The organism is Actinoplanes rectilineatus (assembly GCF_000962825.1).
Classification (GTDB): domain Bacteria; phylum Actinomycetota; class Actinomycetes; order Mycobacteriales; family Micromonosporaceae; genus Actinoplanes; species Actinoplanes rectilineatus.
This window is the reverse complement of the sequence record NZ_JZKF01000043.1, coordinates 51,080-69,837: the sequence shown is the minus strand read 5'-3', so window position 1 is coordinate 69,837 and position 18,758 is coordinate 51,080. Positions and strand designations below refer to the sequence as shown.

The window sequence follows — 18,758 nt, the reverse complement described above, 5'->3', positions numbered from 1 at the left end:
CACGCTACGGCCGCAAGAAGCCACCCTGCGACGTGCAGGAACGATCTAGACCGACCAGCCGAAGTGATCAAGCGGCCCGGGACCGGCGCCCAGCCGCCACGAACCACCGCCGCGCAGACCCCGGCGCACATACGCCTTCGCCGCCGCGACCGCCACCGGAACCGGATCACCCGCGGCCAGCCGCACCGCGACCGCCGACGAGAAGGTGCACCCCGAACCGTGGTTGTTCCCGGTCGGCACCGGCTCACCGGGCAGCGCCGTACCCTCCCCGCCGGCGTGCAGCACATCGAGCGCCGTCTCGCTACCGGTCACCACCACCGCGCGCGGCCCGAGCGCCGCCAGTTCCGCCGCCGCCGCGAACATCTCCCCGGCCGTCTCGATCACCCTGCCGAGGAGGGCACCGGCCTCGTGCCGGTTCGGTGTCAGAACGTGGGCGTACGCCAGAAGCACGCCGACGACCGCAGGATCCGCCAGCCGGCTGCCGGCGGTAGCCACCAGTACCGGGTCGACGACCAGGTTCGGCAGGTCCCGGGCCCGGGACGCGATCACCTCCGCAACGGCCGGGTCGGACACCATGCCCACCTTGACCGCGGCTACCGGCAGGTCCGACAGCACCGCGTCCAGTTGCGCCGCCACGATCCCGGCCGGCACCGGATGGATGGCCGTCACGCCGAGGGTGTTCTGCGCGGTGATCGCCGTCAGGACCGACGTCCCGTACGCCCCGAGCGCCGCGAACGTCTTCAGATCCGCCTGGATGCCCGCGCCGCCACCGGAGTCCGAGCCGGCGATGGTCAGCACCACCGGCGGTGTCACGACCCGCTCCCCCGGACGAACCCGGCCACCAGCGTGCGGGCCAGGGCCTCCGGCGACGCGGACCGCATGAGCGCCCCCATCACCGCGATCCCGGCCGCACCGGCGACGGCACACGCGGCCGCCCGGTCCGCCGAGTCGATCCCGCCGAGAGCCAGCCACGGCACACCCGGGCGGCGGAACGTCAACCCGATCGCCGGGCCGTACCCCGGTTTGGACTCGGTCGGGTACACCGGGGACGCGGTCACGTAGTCCACACCGGACAGGCTCTCGGTGCCGTGCCAGGAGCGGCCGACCAGCGGCACCCCGTCCGGCACCGGATCACTTCCGGTCAGGTGCACGGCGGTGCCGCCCAGCGGGTCCACACCGGCCACGATCAGGCGCCGCGGTGGCAGCAGCGACCGGAGCCGCGTGGCCAGGGCGGTGCGGTCCGCGTACCCCAGGTCCCTCTCCCGCAGGATCACCCACCCGGCGCCTCCGCGGACCGCGGCCCGGACCACCTCGGTCAACGGCCCGGCGGCGGATCTCCGGTCGGTGAGCACGACGAGCCCGCCCGGGGTCACCATCGTGCGATCCCGTCGTCCGGTGTGGACGCCAGCGCGTGGAACCGGCGCGGGATGCGCCCGGCTCCGCGGGCGAGCCGTCCGGCGGCCACCGCGTGCCGCATCGCCGCGGCCATCGCCGGCGGGTCGTCCGAGCGGGTGATCGCGCTGGCGATCAGCACCGCGTCGCAGCCGAGCTCCATGGCGAGAGCCGCGTCCGAGGCGGTGCCGATCCCGGCGTCGAGCACCACCGGCACGTCCACGCTCTGCCGGATCAGCTCGATGTGGTGCGGGTTCGCGATGCCCAGACCGGAACCGATCGGCGAGCCGGCCGGCATCACCGCGGCGCATCCGGTGTCGGCGAGACGCCGGGCCAGGATCGGGTCGTCGGTGGTGTACGGCAGGACCGTGAAACCCTCCGCCACCAGGGTCTCGGCCGCCCGCAGCAGCTCCACGCCGTCCGGCAGCAGGGTCCGCTCGTCGCCGATCACCTCGAGCTTGATCAGGTCGGTGCCGAACGCCTCCCGGGCCATCCGTGCGGTCCGCACCGCGTCACCGGCGGTGTAGCAGCCGGCGGTGTTCGGCAGCACCCGCACACCGGCCCGGTCGAGCATCGGCAGCAGTCCCGGGCCGGCCGCGTCGACCCGGCGCAGCGCCACCGTGACCAGCGTGGTCTCCGACACCCGGATCGCCTCCTCCAGGACCGCGAGGCTCTGCGCGCCGCCGGTCCCGAGGATCAGCCCGTTCGGGGGCAGGAAGTCACCCATGTCAGCCGCCCTGCGAGGCGGTGAGGACCTCGACCCGGTCACCGTCGGCCAGCTCGACCGCCGGCCACGTCGACCGCGGCACCACCGTGCCGTTGACCGCGACCGCCACCCCGCGGTGCGCATCGGTGATCTCCGCGACCAGGGCCGCCACCGAACATCCGTCGGGCCGGCTCTGCGGCCGCCCGTTGACCGTCACGCGCATCCGTTCCTCCCGGGTGCGAAGTCGTCGAGGAAGGGATCGTCCGAGCCGGTGAGCACCAGGTCGGCGACGAGCCGCGCGGTGATCGGCGCGAGCAGGATCCCGTTGCGGTGGTGCCCGGCGGCCACCACCGTCCGTGCGTCGAGCCGTCCGAGGAGCGGCCCGTTGTCCGGTGTGCCCGGCCGGTGCCCGACGGTGATCTCGGTGAGCGTGTGCTCGGCGAGTCCCGGAACCAGGTCGAGGGCGGCCCGCAGCAGGTCGTGCACCCCGCCGGCGGTGGCCGCGGAGTCACCGCGTTCCTCCTGGGTCGCACCGACCACGATCTCGCCGTCGGCACGCGGCACCAGATAGACGTGCCGCCCGTCGGCCGATCCGTCGATCACGTGCCGGAGCAGGCCCGGCTCGCCGCGCAGCCGCAGCACCTGACCCTTGACCGGCCGGATCGGCAGTCCGGTGAGCGCTGCCGTCCCGCATCCGGCGGCGACCACGACGGTGTCCGCCGCCACCTCGCCCAGGTCGGTGATCCGCCGGGCGACGATCCGCCCGGCCAGTGCGCGGCGCAGTGCCGCGACCACCCTGCGGGGATCGGCCTGGACCTCGTGCGGGGCGTGCACGCCGGCCCGGATCCGGGGTGACAGCGCCGGTTCCCGGTCGCGGACCTGCGACCCGGTCAGCGGCTGCAGCTTCTGGTGCCGCCACTCCCGGGCCGCTTCGACGTGGTCGTCCGCGGTGAGCGCCACCCCGAGCGTGCCGGTGGTGTCGTAACCGACGTCGCCCAGGCCCGCCGCGAACTCCGGCCACAGCGCGAGCGACGCCTCCAGCAGGCTCTCCAGCCGCGGATGTTCGAAGGCCGACTCCCGGCCGGGGGCGAGCATCCCGGCCGCGACGTGCCAGGCGCCCCCGGTCCCGTCCGGCTCGGGGTCGTAGACGGTGACCTCGGCGCCGCGCGCCCGCAACGAGCGGGCGATCGACAGGCCGATGATCCCGCCGCCGATCACCGCGATCACGACAGCACCGCCAGGAACTGCGCGACCGCTCCCTTCGGGTCCGCCACGAAGGCGGAGACAGCCGCGACGCCGTGCACCCCGGGCAGGGGCAGCCGTTCCGCGGTGATGCCGCCGATCGCCACGACCGGCGTCCCGGGAACGGCGGCCGCGACCGCGGCCACCCCCTCCGGTCCGAGCGGCGGCGGCAGTCCGTCCTTGGTGGACGTGGGGAACGCCGGTCCCACACCCAGATAGCTCGCGCCCGCCGCGACGGCCGTCCGGGCCGCCTCCGGGGTCCGGCAGGTGGCGCCCACGACCGCGTCCGGGCCGAACACCCGGCGGACGGCCTCGACCGGCAGGTCGTCGGCGCCCACGTGCACGCCGTCCGCACCGGCCGCCAGGGCGACCCCCACCCGGTCGTTCACCAGGCACAACGCCCCGGCCTCGCGACAGAGCCGGACGGCGGCGACGGTCAGGGCCCAGGCCTGGGCATCGGTGGTCTTGACCCGGATCTGGACGGCGACGCCGGGCTGCGCCGCCCCGCGGACGACGTCCAGCGAATCGGTGATGACGTGCAAACGGGGAAAAACAGATGCGTGCATGACGCACTCCTCCCTGCGCCGGCATGACCCGGATCAGGTTCGACGGTCGGGGGCCGCATCAGCCCCCCTCTCAGCCCGGTGCCCGGACTCCCGTGGGGTTTTCGTTTGTAGTCGGACCATAACCCGACTCCGCGACGAAAATCTAGCGCACGTCCCAGACCGGCTCGGGCACCTCGGTGACCTCACCGTCGGAGTTGAACAGCACGAAACGATCGAAGGACCGGGTGAACCAGCGGTCGTGGGTGACCGCGATCACGGTGCCCTCGAAGGCCTTCAGGCCCTCCTCGAGCGCCTCCGCCGACGCCAGGTCCAAGTTGTCCGTCGGCTCGTCGAGCAGCAGCACCGTGGCGCCGGAGAGCTCGAGCAGCAGCACCAGGAACCGGGCCTGCTGGCCACCGGAGAGAGTCCCGAACCGCTGATCACCCTGGGCGGCCAGCTCGTAGCGGTTGAGGACCTTCATCGCACCCGCCCGGTCCACTCCGGAGCGATGTTCGTCACCCCGCCACAGGATCTCGACGAGTGTCTTCTCCAGCAGCTCCGGACGGTCGTGGGTCTGTGAGAAGTGGCCCGGCCGGACCCGTGCGCCGAGACGAACCCGGCCCTGATGCGCCACGTGTGCCAACGGCGCACCGTCGACCGGCTTGTGCTCGGCGTCCGGCTCGGTGCCACCGGCCGCGAGCAGCCGCAGGAAGTGCGACTTGCCGGTGCCGTTCGCGCCGAGGACCGCGACGCGGTCGCCATACCAGATCTCCAGGTCGAACGGGAACGTCAGGCCCTCCAGCTCCACCTGCTCACACATCACGGCGCGCTTCGCGGTGCGGCCACCGCGCAGGTTCATCCGCAGCGACTGGTCCTTGGGCGGCAGCGGCGGCGGCCCGGGCTCCTCGAACTTGCGCAGCCGGGTCTGCGCCGCCTGATAACGCGAGGCCAGGCCGTCGTTGAAGGCCGCCTTGTTCTTCAGGGTGAAGACCAGCTCCCTGAGCTTCTCGTGTTCCTCGTCCCAGCGCCGGCGCGTCTCCTCCATCCGGTCGTGGCGGTCGCCGCGCGCCTCGTGCCACGAGGCGAACCCGCCCGGATGGGTCCAGGCGCCGCCGCCCTCCACCGCCACCACCCGGTCGGCGGTCTGCGCCAGCAACTCCCGGTCGTGCGACACGAAGAGCACCGATTTCGACGACTCCCGCATCCGCTGCTCCAGCCAGCGTTTCGCGGGAACGTCGAGGAAGTTGTCCGGCTCGTCGAGCAGCAGCACCTCGTCGGCACCCCGGAAGAGCAGATCGAGGGCGAACCGCTTCTGCTCGCCGCCGGAGAGGGTCCGCACGATCCGCTCCCGGGCCTCGTCCCACGGCGTGCCGAGGATGGCCACCGAGACGGTGTCGAAAAGCACCTCGGCGTCGTAACCGCCGCTCTCACCCCAGTGCGTCAGCGCGTTCGCATAGGCCAGCTGCGACCTCTCGGTCTCGTCCAGGGCCGCGGCGGCCGCGCGCAGCCGCGCACCCGCCGCGCTCAACGCCGGCGCCACCAGGGACAGAGCCAGGTCCTCGAGGGTCCGGTCGTCGCCGATCATGCCGATGAACTGGCGCATCACACCCAGCCCGCCGGAGCGCGCGATGCTCCCGGACTGGGCCGGGATGTCGCCCGCCACCATCCGCATCAGCGTGGTCTTGCCCGCCCCGTTCGGCCCGACGAGCGCCACCTTGGCGCCCTCACCGACCCGGAACGACACGTCGGTGAACAACTCCCGGCCGTCCGGGAGCACAAAACCGGCGCCGGCCACATCCACGTAACCCATGACGGGCATCCTCCCTGGGCGGACGTCGCTCAGTCAGCCGAATTTCGGGTGACCCGGAGCACCCGGAACCCCTTCTGACTGGCCACCCGCTGCACGTCCCAGTCGTGGGCGACCAGCCAGGAGTGCAGCGAGTCGCCACCCAGGTGCTTGTTGATCACCAGCCAGGCGGTGCCCTCCGGGGCGAGCCGGGGCATCCAGCGCTCCAGCAGCACATGCAACTCGGCCTTGCCGATGTGAGTGGGCGGGTTGCTCCAGATCTCGTCGAAGACAACGTCGTCCGGCACCTCGTCGGGTGCGGCCACCCGGATCCGGCCGGACGCCTCCAGTGCCTTCGCGTTCTCCTCGGTCAGCTCGCGAGCCCGGGAGTTGACGTCGACCGCCCAGATCACCGCTTTCGGCGCCTCCACGGCCAGCACGGCGGCGATCGGGCCGTAACCGCAACCGAGGTCGAGGAAGGTGCCCTCGACACCGGCGGTGGGCAGGTCGGCCTTGCGCAGCAGCACGGCGGTACCCGGGTCCAGCCGTCCGGCGGAGAAGACACCGTTCGCGACGGCCAGGCGGTAGTCCCGCCCGGCGACATTGAACTCGATCTCGCTCCGGCGCAGCGGGGCACCCGGCTCGGCGGTGAAGTAGTGGTCGGCGCTCACCCCGCCAGTCTCCCGCCGCACCACGACAGGCGGCACGGCGGGGTGCCGGACAAACTGTGCGTTAATAGATCGTCGTGCGCGTCTAACCTCGGGCGATGCGGTACGCCACCCCGACGCGCTCCGCCCATCGCGCCGCCCCCGCCGGCCTCGCCCTGTTCGTGAGGCTCCCCGGACCCATCGGTCAGCACCGCTACCGCCCACGGGTCCGGCCCCGGCCGCAACGGCACGTGCGGCATGAGCCCGACAAGACCGTCCACCTGCTCAACCGCGGCCTCGCCGCCCTGATCGTGCTGGGCATCTGCGTGATGCTGGGCATCCTCGTGTTCGCCGACCAGCGACGCGCACCGTCCACCGGCGACAACGACACCGGAGGGGCCGACCGGCTGATCGCGTCCCGCACCGCCGACCCGGTGCCGCTGACCGCCACCGAGGTCTTCCCGACCGGTGCCGCCGGATTCGTGGTCGGCGCCACCGACGTCCGGACCGACTGCACCACTGCGGTCACCGGCGCACTCCGCGTGGTCCTCGCCGGCACCGACTGCTCACAGGCGGTCCGGGCCGAGCTGACCGCACCGGACGGGCACCGGGTCACCGCGGGCGTCCTCAACCTGCTCGACGAACGCGGCGCGGCCGGCGTGGACGAACGGGTCGGGCGCCTGGTCGAGACCGGAGACGGCGGCTTCACCGCGATGGCCGGCACGGAGATCCCGCCGGGAACACCGGTGGTCTGGCGGGTCCGGGGGCACTACCTGCTCTACGGGGCGATCACCGGGCCCGGTGGCGAGCCGGCGGCAACCGACCGGGCGGCTGTCGACCGGATCACCGCCACGCTGCTCGACGGGCACCTCGGCGAGACCGTTCTGGGCGCCCGCAGCCGCTGAGCCGTCACCGAGCGGCGGGCCTCAGGCTCGCAGACGGCGGGTGGCCTCGGCGCGCGACGCGTACTCGGTCTGGTCGGGGTAACCGACCGCGATCAGGGTCAGCCCGTGCGCCGGGGCCACGGTCACCTCACTGGACCGCTCCCGCAGGGTGAGCAGCCTGGCCGGCCAGTCCGGCTCACGACGGCCGTCGCCGACCGTCAGCATCGCGCCGACCAGGCTGCGCACCATGGCCTGGCAGAACGCGTCGGCCTGCACCGTCGCCACACAGACCCCGTCCGGATCCCGGCGCCACTCCAGCCGGTTGATCGCCCGGATCGTGGTGGCGTGCTCCTTACGCTTGCAGAACGCGGCGAAGTCGTGCTCCCCGAGCAGACCCCGGGCCGCGGCGTTCAGACGGTCCAGGTCGAGCGGTCGCAGCCAGCCGAGGGTGTCGTGGCGACGCAACGGCTCCGGCCCGGACGGGACGTCGGAGACGCGGTACTCGTACCGGCGGAACGTGGCCGAGAACCGGGCGTCGAACGTCTCCGGCACCGGCGTCACCGCGCGGACCCGGGCATCCGGGGGCATCAGGGCGGCCAGCCGTCGCAGCAGCGAGCCCTCCAGCTCCGTCCACTTCGCCACCGGCAGCTCGATGTGGCAGACCTGACCGGTCGCGTGCACCCCCGCATCGGTACGCCCTGCGACGGTCAACCCGAGCGGGGTCTCCGCGTGCTCGGCGCCCAGGAGACGTCGCAGCGCCTCGACCAGGACACCCGCGACGGTCCGCCGGTTCGGTTGTACCGCCCATCCCGAGAACTCGGCGCCGTCGTACGACACGTCCAGTCGCAGGCGAATCGCTTCCGTCATCCCGCAGCGCGCTCCTCGGCCGTTCTCCACGGCGCTGTGCTCAGCCCGTACGTCTTCATACCGCTGGTGAAACAGATGAGGCCCGGCACCCCGAAGGATGCCGGGCCTCACCGAAGTGGAACTCAGGCCTTGGACTCGTCGCCCTCGACCTTGTCGCCCTCGGCGCCCTTGTCACCGGACGCGCTGACCGGAGCCTCGGCGTCCTGGTCGGCGTCGGTGTCGGCGTCGACGCTCTTCGGCGTCTCTTCCTCGGGGGCCAGAGCCTCGACCTTGGCCTGCTGCGCGGCGGCCTTGCGGGCCTCCTTGGACGGGCCGGTGACGGCCGCGACCTGCAGCTCCTCGACCAGCTCGATGACGGCCATCGGAGCGGCGTCACCCTTGCGCGGGCCGGTCTTGGTGATCCGGGTGTAGCCACCAGGACGGTTCGTGTACCGCGGAGCGATCTGCTCGAACAGGGCGTACACGACGTCCTTGTCCTTCACGGTCGCCAGGACGCGACGGCGAGCGTGCAGGTCGCCGCGCTTGGCCTTCGTGATGAGCTGCTCGGCCAGCGGGCGCAGCCGGCGGGCCTTCGTCTCGGTGGTCTTGATCTTCCCGTGCCGGAACAGCTCGGTGGCCAGGTTGGCCAGGATGAGCTTCTCGTGCGCCGGGCTGCCGCCGAGGCGGGCACCCTTGGTGGGCGTGGGCATTTCCGATGCTCCTTGGTTGTGGCGGCAGCCGAGCTTACAGCTGCTCGGTCTCGCGGTAGTCGTCGGTGTCGTAGTCCACGTCGCCGAACGAATCCACGACGTGCGCGGGGTCGAAGGACGGCGCGCTGTCCTTCAGGCCCAGGCCCATTCCGGCGAGCTTCATCTTGACCTCGTCGATGGACTTCTGGCCGAAGTTCCGGATGTCCAGAAGGTCCGCCTCGGTACGCCCGATCAGCTCACCGACGCTGTTGATGCCCTCACGCTTGAGGCAGTTGTAGGACCGGACGGTCAGGTCCAGTTCCTCAATCGGCAGGGCCAGGTCGGCAGCGAGCTGCGCGTCCTGCGGCGACGGGCCGATGTCGATGCCCTCGGCGGTCTCGTCCAGCTCCCGGCACAGGCCGAACAGCTCGACGAGGGTCGAGCCGGCCGACGCGAGCGCGGTCCGCGGCGAGATCGACGCCTTGGACTCGACGTCGATGATCAGACGGTCGAAGTCGGTCCGCTGCTCGACACGGGTCGCCTCGACGCGGTAGGTGACCTTGAGAACCGGCGAGTAGATCGAGTCGACCGGGATCCGGCCGATCTCGGCGCCGGCGCTCTTGTTCTGCGCCGCCGTGACGTAGCCACGGCCACGCTCGACGGTCAGCTCCATGTCGAGCCGGCCCTTGCTGTTCAGGGTCGCCAGCTTCAGATCGGGGTTGTGCACGGACACACCGGCCGGGGGCTGGATGTCACCGGCGGTGACGTCGCCCGGGCCCTGCTTGCGCAGGTACATGCTGACCGGCTCGTCGTGCTCGGAGCTGACGGTGAGCTCCTTGACGTTCATGACGAGCTCGACCACATCCTCCTTGACACCGGGGATGGTGGTGAACTCGTGCAGCACGCCGTCGATCTTGATGCTGGTGACCGCCGCGCCCGGGATGGACGACAGCAGGGTCCGCCGCAGCGAGTTGCCGAGGGTGTAGCCGAAGCCCGGCTCCAGCGGTTCGATGGTGAACCGGGAACGGGTCTCGCTGAGCGACTCCTCCGAGAGGGTCGGCCGCTGGCTGATGAGCACGCTGTTCTTCCTTCTGTCGGGCCACCCGCTATTTGATGGCCGTCCGTTGATTCCCCAGAGGTGCCGGCCGACCGGCCGGCACCTCTGGAAGAGCTGCTACTTGGAGTAGAGCTCGACGATCAGCTGCTCCTGGACCTGCGTGTCGATGACAGCGCGGGCCGGGAGCGTGTGGATCAGGATCTTCATCTCGCTCGGGATCGGCTCCAGCCAAGCCGGAACCGGCCGGGAGCCGGCCTGGGCCTGCGCGACGACGAAGGGGGTCATCTCCTTCGACTTCTCGCGGACCGAGACGATGTCGTGCTCCTTGACGCGGTACGACGGGATGTCGACCTTGTTGCCGTTCACCAGCATGTGGCCGTGCTTGACCAGCTGGCGGGCGGCGTCACGGGACGGCGCGTAACCGGCCCGGTAGACGACGTTGTCGAGACGCGTCTCGAGGATCTGCAGCAGAACCTCACCGGTCTTACCCGGCTTGTTCACGGCTTCCTCGTAGTAACCGCGGAACTGCTTCTCCAGCACGCCGTACGCACGACGGGCCTTCTGCTTCTCGCGGTGCTGCAGCAGGTACTCGGTCTCCTTGACCCGGCCACGGCCGTGCTGGCCGGGCGGGAAGGGACGCGACTCGAACGGGCACTTCGGCCCGTCGCACTTGCTGCCCTTGAGGAACAGCTTCATCTTCTCGCGGCGGCAGCGCTTGCAGTCCGCACCTGTGTAACGAGCCATCTTCAGCTTCCCCCTAGACCCGGCGACGCTTCGGCGGGCGGCATCCGTTGTGCGGCTGCGGCGTGACGTCGGAGATCTGCCCGACCTCGAGGCCGGCGGCCTGCAGCGAACGGATGGCGGTCTCCCGGCCGGAACCGGGACCCTTCACGAACACGTCGACCTTGCGCATGCCGTGCTCCATCGCCCGACGAGCGGCGGCCTCGGCGGCCAGCTGCGCGGCGAACGGAGTCGACTTGCGGGAGCCCTTGAAACCCACCTGGCCGGACGAGGCCCAGGAGATGACAGCACCGGTCGGGTCGGTGATCGACACGATGGTGTTGTTGAAGGTGCTCTTGATGTGCGCCTGCCCGTGGGCGACGTTCTTGCGTTCCTTGCGCCGGACCTTCTTGACTGCGGCCCCTGCGCGTGCCTTCGGTGGCATAAGTCAGTGCGCTCCTATTACTTCCGACCGGGCTTCTTCTTACCGGCGACCGTCCGCTTCGGACCCTTACGGGTACGAGCGTTGGTACGGGTCCGCTGGCCCCGGACGGGCAGACCCTTGCGGTGACGGATACCGGCGTAGCAGCCGATCTCGACCTTGCGGCGGATATCCGCAGCGACCTCGCGGCGCAGGTCGCCTTCAACCTTGAAGTGGGACTCGATGTAGTCGCGGAGCTGGACCAGCTCCTCGTCCGTGAGGTCCTTGGCGCGCTTGTTCAGGTCAATGGCGGTAGCGGTCAGTGCCTCGACGGCACGGGTGCGACCGATCCCGTAAACGTAGGTGAGCGCGATCTCCATCCGCTTTTCGCGGGGGAGGTCAACGCCGACGAGTCTTGCCATAAGTGGGCATACTCCTCAGGTTCACTCGGAGGTCTATGCCCGTTCCACCCCGCCTGCCCGGGCGGGCCCCGGCCTCCGACCGGGGGTGCCGCCGCGATTCACCCGGAGGTGAGACTGCGGCGGGGACGAGCTTGTGCTGTGGTGCGGATCCTGCTGCGCGGAGGCTTGTCAGCCCTGGCGCTGCTTGTGGCGCGGGTCAGTGCTGCAGATGACCATGACCCGGCCGTGCCGCCGGATGACCCGGCAGTTGTTGCAGATCCGCTTGACGCTCGGCTTGACCTTCACGGTTTGCCTTAACTCTCAGTCAGACGGGATGTGGAATCCCCCGCGACCCGTTACTTGTAGCGGTAGACGATGCGCCCACGGGTCAGGTCGTACGGCGACAGCTCGACGACGACCCTGTCCTCGGGAAGGATGCGGATGTAGTGCTGCCGCATCTTGCCGGAGATGTGTGCCAGGACCTTGTGACCATTAGCGAGCTCCACGCGGAACATTGCGTTCGGCAGGGGCTCGATCACTCGGCCTTCGATCTCGATGGCTCCGTCTTTCTTTGGCATGTCCTCCGCTACCTGACATCGGGATCTGGGGTAGGCGTTCACAACGTCATCCCCGGGCTCGAAAAGAGCCCGGACCAGCCGCGGCCCCCTCGGTCCTCGAAGCGCTTGAGGACATGAAGGAGAGGACGCTGTGCGCCAGCGAGCCAGTCTACGCGCCCACGACAAGGACACCAAACCGAGGGTTCCGCAACCCGGACTCGGGCGTGTCTGCACTCGACATCTATGACGATATCGCCTCAGTGGTGGCGTTTGCCCCGGTTGTTGAAGTGCGCCAGGACAGCGAGCACCAGCGGGATCAGAACCCAGCCCGGCCAGAAGTACTGCATCTCCCCCGAGGACATGCTGGTGAGCGCCCAGACCAGGGTGCAGATCACGAAGACGCCGAACATCCCGGAGGCACCGGATCTCCTCGGGGCGTCCGGCCCACCCTTGGCCACCGGAGACGGCGCCTGCGTGGCCGGCTCGACCTGGGCGGCCCGCACCGGGATCGTGCCCGGCAGATCGTCCAGCAGGCCGTCCAGATCGCCATACGTCCGTGCGGCGTAGGCCCGCTGGACCCGCTCGTCATACTCGTCGAGGTCCAGGCGGCCCTCGTCGAGAGCGCTCTTCAGCTGATCCGCGACCTGCTGTCGGTCCTGATCGCCGGCTCGCATCCCCTCACGCCCCATGCGCACCAGCATGCCAGGCGCGAACCACCGACGCCTATGCCGCTCTCACGTCCCCGGTGACGGCCCGGAACCCCGGACCCCACCCGTGGGACACCTAGGGCTGTCGCGCGGTCACCAGATCGCCGAGACGGGCCCGGCCGCCGTCGGTGGCGGTGGTCACCCACACGCCGTCCTCCAGGAGCGCCATGGTGTGCTCGACGTGCGCCGCGCGGGAGCCGTCCCGGGTCACCACGGTCCAGCCGTCCTCGAGTTCGAGCGTCCGCGGCGAGCCCATCGTGATCATCGGCTCGATCGCCAGGGCCATGCCCGCGATCACCCGGACGCCCCGGCCCGGCTTGCCGTGGTTGAGCACGTGCGGATCCTGGTGCATCTCGGTGCCGATGCCGTGGCCGCCGTAGCCGTCCACGATGCCGTACCGCCCCGCCTTGCGGATCACCTTCTCGATGTTGAACGAGATGTCGGTGAGCCGGCCCCGGCCGTTGGCGACGCCCCGCGCCGCCGCGGCGATGCCGGCCCACATCGCGTCCTCGGCGACCTCGGCCATCTTCAGCAGCGCCGGGTCGGTCTCGCCGACGCCGACGGTGATCGCCGAGTCGCCGTGCCAGCCCTCCAGGATCGCGCCGCAGTCCAGCGAGATCAGGTCACCCTCACGGAGGACCTGCTCCTGGCTCGGGATGCCGTGCACGACCTGCTCGTTCACCGACGCGCAGATCGAGGCCGGAAAGCCGTGGTAGCCCTTGAACGACGGGACCGCACCGTGGTCGCGGATCACCTTCTCGGCGATCGCGTCCAGGTCTCCGGTGGAGACGCCCGGGGCGACCGCCTCGCGCATCGCGGTCAGCGCCGCCTCCACGACCAGGCCGGCGGCGCGCATGAGCTCGATCTGTTCCGGCGTCTTGAGCTGGATGCTGAGTTCCTGACGACCCATCTCAGCCGCCGTAGGAACGCAGAGCGTCGATCGCGCGGACGGTGACGTCCTCCACCGGGCCGGTCGCGTCGATACCCACCAGCTTGCCCTGAGCGCCGAAGAAGTCGACCAGCGGCGCGGTCTTGTCCGCGTACTCCACCAGGCGGTTCGCGATCGTCTCAGCCTTGTCGTCGTCGCGCTGGAACAGCTCGCTGCCACAGCGGTCGCAGATGTCGGTCTTGCTCGTCGGGTCGAACTCGACGTGCCAGATCTTGCCGCAGCCGCGGCAGGTGCGCCGGCCGGAGAGCCGGCGGATGACCTCGTCGTCGTCGACGACGAGTTCCATCACGATGTCCAGCGCCGTGCCCAGGTCGGCGAGCAGCTTGTCCAGCGCCGAGGCCTGCGGAACGGTCCGCGGGAACCCGTCCAGCAGGAAACCGTCGCTGGCATCGGGCTCGGCGAGCCGGTCGCGGACCATGTTGATGGTGACCTCGTCCGGGACCAGCTGTCCGGCGTCCATGTACCGCTTGGCCTCGACGCCGAGCGGCGTCCCCTGCGACACGTTGGCCCGGAAGATGTCCCCGGTCGAGATCTTCGGTACGGCGAGATGGGCGGCGATGAACTCAGCCTGGGTCCCCTTGCCGGCCCCCGGAGGGCCCACCAGTACCAGCCGCACCTACATCGCCTCGCTTCGGAAAGGAGAAGCCACGCCCACCATCGACACCAGAGCCCCGCGGCCCTGCGCCCCCACTACCGGAGGAACCCTTCGTAGTTCCGCTGCATGAGCTGGCTCTCGATCTGCTTCACGGTCTCCAGACCCACACCCACCATGATCAGCACAGCGGTACCACCGAACGGGAAGTTCTGGTACTGCTGCTGATTCAGCCAGATGAAGAAGAAGTTCGGCAGAACCGAGATCAGACCCAGGTAGAGCGCACCCGGAAGAGTGATCCGGCTGAGGATGAAGTCCAGGTAGTCAGCGGTCGGCTTGCCCGGGCGGATACCCGGCACGAACCCACCGTACTTCTTCATGTTCTCCGCGACCTCAGTCGGGTTGAACGTGATCGACACGTAGAAGTACGTGAAGAAGATGATCAAGAGGAAGTAGACGCCGATGTAGAGCGGGCTGGTCGGGTCGGCCAGCCAGTTCTGGATCCAGACCTGGTACTTGTTCAGGTTGTTCTGGTCGAAGAACTGCAGGTACAGCTGCGGCAGGTAGAGCAGCGAGGAGGCGAAGATGACCGGGACGACACCCGCCTGGTTCACCTTCAGCGGGATGTAGGTCGAGGTGCCGCCGTACATCCGCCGGCCGATCATGCGCTTCGCGTACTGCACCGGGATGCGCCGCTGCGCCTGCTCGATGAAGACCACCAGCGCGATGATGACCAGAACCAGACCGATGACCAGCAGGAACTTGCTGGTGCCGCTGGTCTCCTTGATGCTCCAGCCCTCACCGGGAAGGCGGGCCGCAATCGAGGTGAAGATCAGGACGGACATGCCGTTGCCGACGCCACGGTCGGTGATCAGCTCGCCGAGCCACATGACCATGCCGGTGCCGGCGGTCATCGTCATCACCAGGACGGTGAGGGTCAGCCACATCGGCAGACCGGTCTCCTCCGGGATGATCTGGTAAGCCGGGTTGTCCTGGTCGCAGACGTTGCCGAACAGCTGACCCGTGCGCGCGAGCGCGACGAACGCGGAGGCCTGGAGAACCGCGAGGCCCAGCGTCAGGTAGCGGGTGTACTGCGTGATCTTCGCCTGGCCGGACTGGCCCTCCTTGCGGAGCTGCTCCAGACGCGGGATGACCACGGTCAGCAGCTGCAGGATGATCGACGCCGTGATGTACGGCATGATGCCCAGCGCGAAGACCGAGAGTTGGAGCAGAGCCCCGCCGGAGAAGAGGTTCAGCAGGTTCAGAACCTGGTTCCCGGACTGCTCGGTGAGCTTGAGGCACTCACGCACGTTGGCATAGGACACACCGGGGCTGGGCAATGTGGCACCGAGCCGGTAGAGCCCAATAATGGCTACCGTGAAGAGTAGCTTCTTCCGCAGGTCAGGCGTCCGAAGCGCGCTCGAGAAGGCGGACAACAACTGATCCTCCTGCGTGGTCGCCACACTCTGGTTGCGGGTTCCCGGAAAAACTTCGGGCACACATCATTAGCAGCCGTATAGGCCGCCAGCGGAGCACTGTATCAGCTAGGCCGAGAGCACAACCACCGGCACCGTATAGCCGATGTCCCAGTACAACACAACTGTCCCGCTTCGTGGCCGCACCGCTTGCTTACGCCACGAAGGGAAGCCATGCTCCACCGTGCCCGGTCACCCCCGTGCCCGAGACAGCCTCACATTACGGTACGACATCGCTCGATCGAAGAGCTGTAATCGGCCGACCGCCTCCTGTGGCCCGTGCCGCAATTTTCCGTCCCCTGTGTGCCGGGGACGGGGCGGACCGCAATCGTCGCCTCACGCGCCGCACAGACCCCTTCACAGCATGCCCGGAGTCACCGGTTCGCCCCACTGTCCGGGAAACGCACGAGTGTCCGGGAAACGCACACGCCGGTGATCGCCCCAGGGGACATGCGAAGAGGCCGTGACCCCGGTCTCCCGGTGTCACGGCCTCTCGATGCCGCTTACGCCTTACAGCTCGGTGACGGATCCACCAGCTGCGGCGATCTTCTCCTTGGCCGACTCGCTGAACGCGTGGGCCGAGATGGTCAGCGAAACGCCGCCCAGCTCGCCCGAGCCCAGCACCTTGACCGGCTGGCCCTTACGGACGGCGCCGGCCTGAACCAGCTCCGCCGGGCCGACCTCGCCACCGCTGGGGAACAGCTCGGCGAGACGGTCCAGGTTGACGACCTGGAAGATGACCTTGTTGCGGGGCTTGTTCCGCAGACCCTTCATCTTCGGCAGGCGCATGTGGATGGGCATCTGCCCACCCTCGAACGCCGCCGAGACGTTCTTGCGGGCTCCGGTGCCCTTGGTACCGCGACCGGCGGTCTTGCCCTTGGAGCCCTCACCGCGACCCACACGGGTCTTCGCGGTCTTGGCACCGGGCGCCGGGCGCAGGTGGTGGACCTTGATCGCCATTACTCGACCTCCTCGACAGTGACGAGGTGGTTCACCACGAAGATCATGCCCCGGATCTCGGGACGGTCCTCCTTGACCACCACATCGTTGATCCGCTTCAGACCGAGCGAACGCAGCGAGTCCCGCTGGTTCGACTTACGGCCGATCCCGGACCGGATCTGGGTGACCTTCAAGCGGGCCATCAGCGCACCGCCGCTTCCGCGCGCGCCGCCAGCATGGCAGCCGGCGCCACATCCTCGACCGGCAGGCCACGGCGAGCCGCGACCTTCTCCGGCGACTCGAGACCCTTCAGAGCCGCGACCGTGGCGTGCACGATGTTGATCGGGTTCGAGGAACCCAGGCTCTTCGACAGGATGTCGTGGATGCCCGCGCACTCGAGCACGGCACGCACCGGGCCACCGGCGATGACACCGGTACCAGCGGAAGCCGGCTTGAGCAGGACCACACCGGCCGCCGCCTCACCCGTGATCGGGTGCGGGATGGTCGCGCCGATGCGCGGAACCTTGAAGAAGTGCTTCTTGGCCTCTTCGACACCCTTGGCGATAGCCGCGGGCACCTCCTTGGCCTTTCCGTAACCGATACCGACGGTACCGTCACCGTCGCCGACGATCACCAGGGCGGTGAAGCTGAAGCGACGACCACCCTTGACGACCTTGGCGACACGGTTGATCGCGACGACCCGCTCGAGGTGCGGGGTCTTCTCGACGGGCGCGTTGCCGCGGCCGCCCTCGCGGCGGTTGTCCCGGCGGTTGCCACCCTCGGTGTTACCGCCGGACCCGCCGCCTCGGCGCTGCTGACCAGGCATTGGTCAATTCCTCCTAGAACTCGAGTCCGGCTTCGCGGGCGGCGTCCGCAAGCGCGGCGATCCGGCCCGCGTACTTGTTGCCACCGCGGTCGAAGACGACCTTGGAAATGCCCGCGGCCTTGGCCCGCTCGCCCAGGAGGGCGCCGACCTTGCCCGCAAGAGCGCTCTTGTCGCCCTCGGTGCCACGGATCGTGGTGTCGAGGGTCGAGGCCGAAGCCAGCGTGTGGCCCTTGAGGTCGTCGATGATCTGCGCGGTGATGTGCCGCGCGGAACGGGTGACGACCAGGCGGGGACGCTCGGCGGTGCCCCGCACGTTCTTGCGGACCCGGAAGTGCCGACGCGCCTTGCCGACGGCACGCGTGGCGGCAACCCCGCCGCCGTTGCGGCGCTTGAGCAGCGTGGCGGTCACTTCTTACCTGCCTTTCCAGCCTTGCGGCGGATGACCTCGCCCTGGTACTTGACGCCCTTGCCCTTGTAGGGCTCCGGCGGGCGGACCTTACGGATGTTCGCGGCGACCTCACCGACAAGCTGCTTGTCGATGCCGGCCACAGTGAACTGGGTCGGCTTCTCCACCGAGAAGGTGATGCCCGCCGGCGGGACCACGACGACCGGGTGCGAGAAGCCCAGAGCGAACTCCAGGTCCTTGCCCTTGGCCGTGACGCGGTAACCCGTGCCGTTGATCTCGAGCGTCTTCTTGTAGCCCTCGGTGACGCCCAGGATCATGTTGGCGACCAGGGTACGCGAGAGGCCGTGGAGTTCCTTGGCCTTACGCTCATCGTTGGGGCGGTTGACGTGCAGCTCGGCGCCGTCCTGCTCGACCGTGATCGGTTCGGCGACGGTGTGCGAGAGCTCGCCCTTGGGGCCCTTGACCTTGATGGTCTGCCCCGTGATGGTGACGTCGACACCGGCCGGCACCGGGATCGACTTACGTCCGATTCGCGACATGTCTAAGTCTCCAGTTACCAGACGAAGGCGAGGACTTCCCCGCCAACGCTCCGCTTGCGGGCCTGCTTGTCGGTCAGCAGTCCCTGGGACGTCGAAATGATCGCGACACCGAGACCACCGAGCACGCGGGGCAGCTCGTCGGACTTGGCGTAAACCCGCAGGCCAGGCTTCGAGACGCGCTTGATGCCGGCGAGGCTGCGCTCACGGTTCTGGCCGTACTTGAGCTCAACGACCAGACGCTTGCCGACAGCGCCCTCCTCGGGCTCCTCAGCCGCCCACGAGGCGATGTAACCCTCGGCCTTGAGGACCTCGGCGATGTTCGCCTTGATCTTCGAGTAGGGCATCGTCACCTTGTCGTGGTACGCCTGGTTGGCGTTACGCAGACGCGTGAGCATGTCTGCGATCGGGTCCGTCATCGTCATGGGTATTCGT

At 69.5% G+C, this 18,758-nt stretch carries 27 protein-coding genes and 1 riboswitch; of the genes, 1 reads left to right on the top strand and 26 read right to left on the bottom strand.

The window, feature by feature from the left end; translation table 11 throughout:
* Positions 1–45: 45 nt before the first annotated feature.
* From thiD to WH85_RS28250, 8 genes are all read right to left on the bottom strand, one after another.
* A complete protein-coding gene (thiD, locus tag WH85_RS28285) occupies positions 46–813 on the bottom strand; it encodes a bifunctional hydroxymethylpyrimidine kinase/phosphomethylpyrimidine kinase (RefSeq protein ID WP_045745061.1) in 768 nt (255 codons plus the stop codon).
* Positions 810–1,376, bottom strand: coding sequence for a thiamine phosphate synthase (locus WH85_RS28280; protein ID WP_045745060.1), 567 nt, complete (start codon positions 1,374–1,376; stop codon positions 810–812). The genes thiD and WH85_RS28280 overlap by 4 nt, the downstream gene beginning before the upstream one ends.
* Positions 1,370–2,119 carry a thiazole synthase gene (locus tag WH85_RS28275; protein ID WP_045745059.1) on the bottom strand — a complete coding sequence of 250 codons (750 nt, stop codon included), beginning with the start codon at positions 2,117–2,119 and terminating at the stop codon, positions 1,370–1,372. Before WH85_RS28275 ends, WH85_RS28280 begins: the two co-directional genes overlap by 7 nt.
* Position 2,120: 1 nt before the next feature.
* Positions 2,121–2,321 carry a sulfur carrier protein ThiS gene (gene thiS / locus WH85_RS28270; protein WP_045745058.1) on the bottom strand — a complete coding sequence of 67 codons (201 nt, stop codon included), beginning with the start codon at positions 2,319–2,321 and terminating at the stop codon, positions 2,121–2,123.
* On the bottom strand, positions 2,312–3,325 hold the full coding sequence (thiO, locus tag WH85_RS53195) for a glycine oxidase ThiO (protein WP_045745057.1): 1,014 nt from the start codon (positions 3,323–3,325) through the stop codon (positions 2,312–2,314). The genes thiS and thiO overlap by 10 nt, the downstream gene beginning before the upstream one ends.
* Positions 3,322–3,906 (bottom strand): thiamine phosphate synthase, encoded by a 585-nt coding sequence (locus WH85_RS53190; protein WP_052720859.1) that lies wholly within the window; start codon positions 3,904–3,906, stop codon positions 3,322–3,324. Before WH85_RS53190 ends, thiO begins: the two co-directional genes overlap by 4 nt.
* Positions 3,900–4,010: riboswitch (TPP riboswitch) on the bottom strand. (Overlaps the previous gene by 7 nt.)
* A gap of 38 nt (positions 4,011–4,048) precedes the next feature.
* The gene (locus WH85_RS28255; RefSeq protein ID WP_045745055.1) at positions 4,049–5,695 is read right to left on the bottom strand and encodes an ABC-F family ATP-binding cassette domain-containing protein; all 1,647 of its coding nucleotides are present in this window, start codon (positions 5,693–5,695) and stop codon (positions 4,049–4,051) included.
* 29 nt (positions 5,696–5,724) lie between these two features.
* Complete coding sequence (locus WH85_RS28250; protein WP_045745074.1) at positions 5,725–6,342, bottom strand: class I SAM-dependent methyltransferase; 618 nt, start codon at positions 6,340–6,342, stop codon at positions 5,725–5,727.
* 95 nt (positions 6,343–6,437) lie between these two features.
* Between WH85_RS28250 and WH85_RS28245 the strand changes: the two genes are divergently transcribed.
* On the top strand, positions 6,438–7,223 hold the full coding sequence (locus WH85_RS28245; protein ID WP_045745054.1) for a hypothetical protein: 786 nt from the start codon (positions 6,438–6,440) through the stop codon (positions 7,221–7,223).
* Positions 7,224–7,244: 21 nt separating this feature from the next.
* Here the strand turns inward: WH85_RS28245 and truA are convergent, their stop codons facing one another.
* From truA to rpsH, 18 genes are all read right to left on the bottom strand, one after another.
* On the bottom strand, positions 7,245–8,069 hold the full coding sequence (gene truA, locus WH85_RS28240) for a tRNA pseudouridine(38-40) synthase TruA (protein WP_045745053.1): 825 nt from the start codon (positions 8,067–8,069) through the stop codon (positions 7,245–7,247).
* A 122-nt stretch (positions 8,070–8,191) separates the two neighbouring features.
* Positions 8,192–8,758: a 50S ribosomal protein L17 gene (rplQ, locus tag WH85_RS28235; protein ID WP_045745052.1), complete on the bottom strand. Its 567-nt coding sequence runs from the start codon at positions 8,756–8,758 to the stop codon at positions 8,192–8,194.
* 34 nt (positions 8,759–8,792) lie between these two features.
* Complete coding sequence (locus tag WH85_RS28230; RefSeq protein WP_014440749.1) at positions 8,793–9,815, bottom strand: DNA-directed RNA polymerase subunit alpha; 1,023 nt, start codon at positions 9,813–9,815, stop codon at positions 8,793–8,795.
* 96 nt (positions 9,816–9,911) lie between these two features.
* On the bottom strand, positions 9,912–10,538 hold the full coding sequence (gene rpsD, locus WH85_RS28225; protein WP_045745051.1) for a 30S ribosomal protein S4: 627 nt from the start codon (positions 10,536–10,538) through the stop codon (positions 9,912–9,914).
* Between the two features lie 13 nt (positions 10,539–10,551).
* Positions 10,552–10,959: a 30S ribosomal protein S11 gene (gene rpsK / locus WH85_RS28220; protein WP_014440747.1), complete on the bottom strand. Its 408-nt coding sequence runs from the start codon at positions 10,957–10,959 to the stop codon at positions 10,552–10,554.
* 17 nt (positions 10,960–10,976) lie between these two features.
* Positions 10,977–11,357 (bottom strand): 30S ribosomal protein S13, encoded by a 381-nt coding sequence (gene rpsM / locus WH85_RS28215; RefSeq protein WP_045745050.1) that lies wholly within the window; start codon positions 11,355–11,357, stop codon positions 10,977–10,979.
* A 168-nt stretch (positions 11,358–11,525) separates the two neighbouring features.
* Positions 11,526–11,642: a 50S ribosomal protein L36 gene (gene rpmJ / locus WH85_RS28210; RefSeq protein ID WP_014440745.1), complete on the bottom strand. Its 117-nt coding sequence runs from the start codon at positions 11,640–11,642 to the stop codon at positions 11,526–11,528.
* A 50-nt stretch (positions 11,643–11,692) separates the two neighbouring features.
* A complete protein-coding gene (infA, locus tag WH85_RS28205; RefSeq protein ID WP_007073013.1) occupies positions 11,693–11,914 on the bottom strand; it encodes a translation initiation factor IF-1 in 222 nt (73 codons plus the stop codon).
* Positions 11,915–12,150: 236 nt separating this feature from the next.
* Positions 12,151–12,582: a DUF1707 SHOCT-like domain-containing protein gene (locus tag WH85_RS28200; protein WP_245674126.1), complete on the bottom strand. Its 432-nt coding sequence runs from the start codon at positions 12,580–12,582 to the stop codon at positions 12,151–12,153.
* Positions 12,583–12,676: 94 nt separating this feature from the next.
* The gene (map, locus tag WH85_RS28195; protein ID WP_045745049.1) at positions 12,677–13,510 is read right to left on the bottom strand and encodes a type I methionyl aminopeptidase; all 834 of its coding nucleotides are present in this window, start codon (positions 13,508–13,510) and stop codon (positions 12,677–12,679) included.
* A 1-nt stretch (position 13,511) separates the two neighbouring features.
* Positions 13,512–14,165 (bottom strand): adenylate kinase, encoded by a 654-nt coding sequence (locus tag WH85_RS28190; RefSeq protein ID WP_045745048.1) that lies wholly within the window; start codon positions 14,163–14,165, stop codon positions 13,512–13,514.
* Positions 14,166–14,239: 74 nt separating this feature from the next.
* Positions 14,240–15,580: a preprotein translocase subunit SecY gene (gene secY, locus WH85_RS28185; protein WP_045745072.1), complete on the bottom strand. Its 1,341-nt coding sequence runs from the start codon at positions 15,578–15,580 to the stop codon at positions 14,240–14,242.
* Between the two features lie 546 nt (positions 15,581–16,126).
* On the bottom strand, positions 16,127–16,576 hold the full coding sequence (rplO, locus tag WH85_RS28180; RefSeq protein WP_045745047.1) for a 50S ribosomal protein L15: 450 nt from the start codon (positions 16,574–16,576) through the stop codon (positions 16,127–16,129).
* Positions 16,576–16,758: a 50S ribosomal protein L30 gene (rpmD, locus tag WH85_RS28175; RefSeq protein WP_045745046.1), complete on the bottom strand. Its 183-nt coding sequence runs from the start codon at positions 16,756–16,758 to the stop codon at positions 16,576–16,578. Before rpmD ends, rplO begins: the two co-directional genes overlap by 1 nt.
* Complete coding sequence (gene rpsE, locus WH85_RS28170; protein WP_014440738.1) at positions 16,758–17,381, bottom strand: 30S ribosomal protein S5; 624 nt, start codon at positions 17,379–17,381, stop codon at positions 16,758–16,760. The genes rpmD and rpsE overlap by 1 nt, the downstream gene beginning before the upstream one ends.
* 13 nt (positions 17,382–17,394) lie before the next feature.
* Complete coding sequence (gene rplR, locus WH85_RS28165) at positions 17,395–17,790, bottom strand: 50S ribosomal protein L18 (protein WP_045745045.1); 396 nt, start codon at positions 17,788–17,790, stop codon at positions 17,395–17,397.
* The gene (rplF, locus tag WH85_RS28160) at positions 17,787–18,326 is read right to left on the bottom strand and encodes a 50S ribosomal protein L6 (RefSeq protein WP_045745044.1); all 540 of its coding nucleotides are present in this window, start codon (positions 18,324–18,326) and stop codon (positions 17,787–17,789) included. The genes rplR and rplF overlap by 4 nt, the downstream gene beginning before the upstream one ends.
* 14 nt (positions 18,327–18,340) lie before the next feature.
* Positions 18,341–18,748 (bottom strand): 30S ribosomal protein S8, encoded by a 408-nt coding sequence (gene rpsH / locus WH85_RS28155; protein ID WP_045745043.1) that lies wholly within the window; start codon positions 18,746–18,748, stop codon positions 18,341–18,343.
* Positions 18,749–18,758: the final 10 nt, after the last annotated feature.

What these genes read in the sequence shown, in the direction of transcription:
- WH85_RS28280 (WP_045745060.1), bottom strand. Translation starts at nt 1,376, where the DNA reads ATGGTGACCCCGGGCGGGCTCGTCGTGCTCACCGACCGGAGATCCGCC.
- WH85_RS28275 (WP_045745059.1), bottom strand. Translation starts at nt 2,119, where the DNA reads ATGGGTGACTTCCTGCCCCCGAACGGGCTGATCCTCGGGACCGGCGGC.
- thiS (WP_045745058.1), bottom strand. Translation starts at nt 2,321, where the DNA reads ATGCGCGTGACGGTCAACGGGCGGCCGCAGAGCCGGCCCGACGGATGT.
- WH85_RS53190 (WP_052720859.1), bottom strand. Translation starts at nt 3,906, where the DNA reads ATGCACGCATCTGTTTTTCCCCGTTTGCACGTCATCACCGATTCGCTG.
- WH85_RS28255 (WP_045745055.1), bottom strand. Translation starts at nt 5,695, where the DNA reads ATGGGTTACGTGGATGTGGCCGGCGCCGGTTTTGTGCTCCCGGACGGC.
- WH85_RS28245 (WP_045745054.1), top strand. Translation starts at nt 6,438, where the DNA reads ATGCGGTACGCCACCCCGACGCGCTCCGCCCATCGCGCCGCCCCCGCC.
- truA (WP_045745053.1), bottom strand. Translation starts at nt 8,069, where the DNA reads ATGACGGAAGCGATTCGCCTGCGACTGGACGTGTCGTACGACGGCGCC.
- rplQ (WP_045745052.1), bottom strand. Translation starts at nt 8,758, where the DNA reads ATGCCCACGCCCACCAAGGGTGCCCGCCTCGGCGGCAGCCCGGCGCAC.
- rpsD (WP_045745051.1), bottom strand. Translation starts at nt 10,538, where the DNA reads ATGGCTCGTTACACAGGTGCGGACTGCAAGCGCTGCCGCCGCGAGAAG.
- rpsK (WP_014440747.1), bottom strand. Translation starts at nt 10,959, where the DNA reads ATGCCACCGAAGGCACGCGCAGGGGCCGCAGTCAAGAAGGTCCGGCGC.
- rpsM (WP_045745050.1), bottom strand. Translation starts at nt 11,357, where the DNA reads ATGGCAAGACTCGTCGGCGTTGACCTCCCCCGCGAAAAGCGGATGGAG.
- infA (WP_007073013.1), bottom strand. Translation starts at nt 11,914, where the DNA reads ATGCCAAAGAAAGACGGAGCCATCGAGATCGAAGGCCGAGTGATCGAG.
- WH85_RS28200 (WP_245674126.1), bottom strand. Translation starts at nt 12,582, where the DNA reads ATGGGGCGTGAGGGGATGCGAGCCGGCGATCAGGACCGACAGCAGGTC.
- map (WP_045745049.1), bottom strand. Translation starts at nt 13,510, where the DNA reads ATGGGTCGTCAGGAACTCAGCATCCAGCTCAAGACGCCGGAACAGATC.
- rplO (WP_045745047.1), bottom strand. Translation starts at nt 16,576, where the DNA reads ATGGCGATCAAGGTCCACCACCTGCGCCCGGCGCCCGGTGCCAAGACC.
- rpmD (WP_045745046.1), bottom strand. Translation starts at nt 16,758, where the DNA reads ATGGCCCGCTTGAAGGTCACCCAGATCCGGTCCGGGATCGGCCGTAAG.
- rpsE (WP_014440738.1), bottom strand. Translation starts at nt 17,381, where the DNA reads ATGCCTGGTCAGCAGCGCCGAGGCGGCGGGTCCGGCGGTAACACCGAG.
- rplF (WP_045745044.1), bottom strand. Translation starts at nt 18,326, where the DNA reads ATGTCGCGAATCGGACGTAAGTCGATCCCGGTGCCGGCCGGTGTCGAC.
- rpsH (WP_045745043.1), bottom strand. Translation starts at nt 18,748, where the DNA reads ATGACGATGACGGACCCGATCGCAGACATGCTCACGCGTCTGCGTAAC.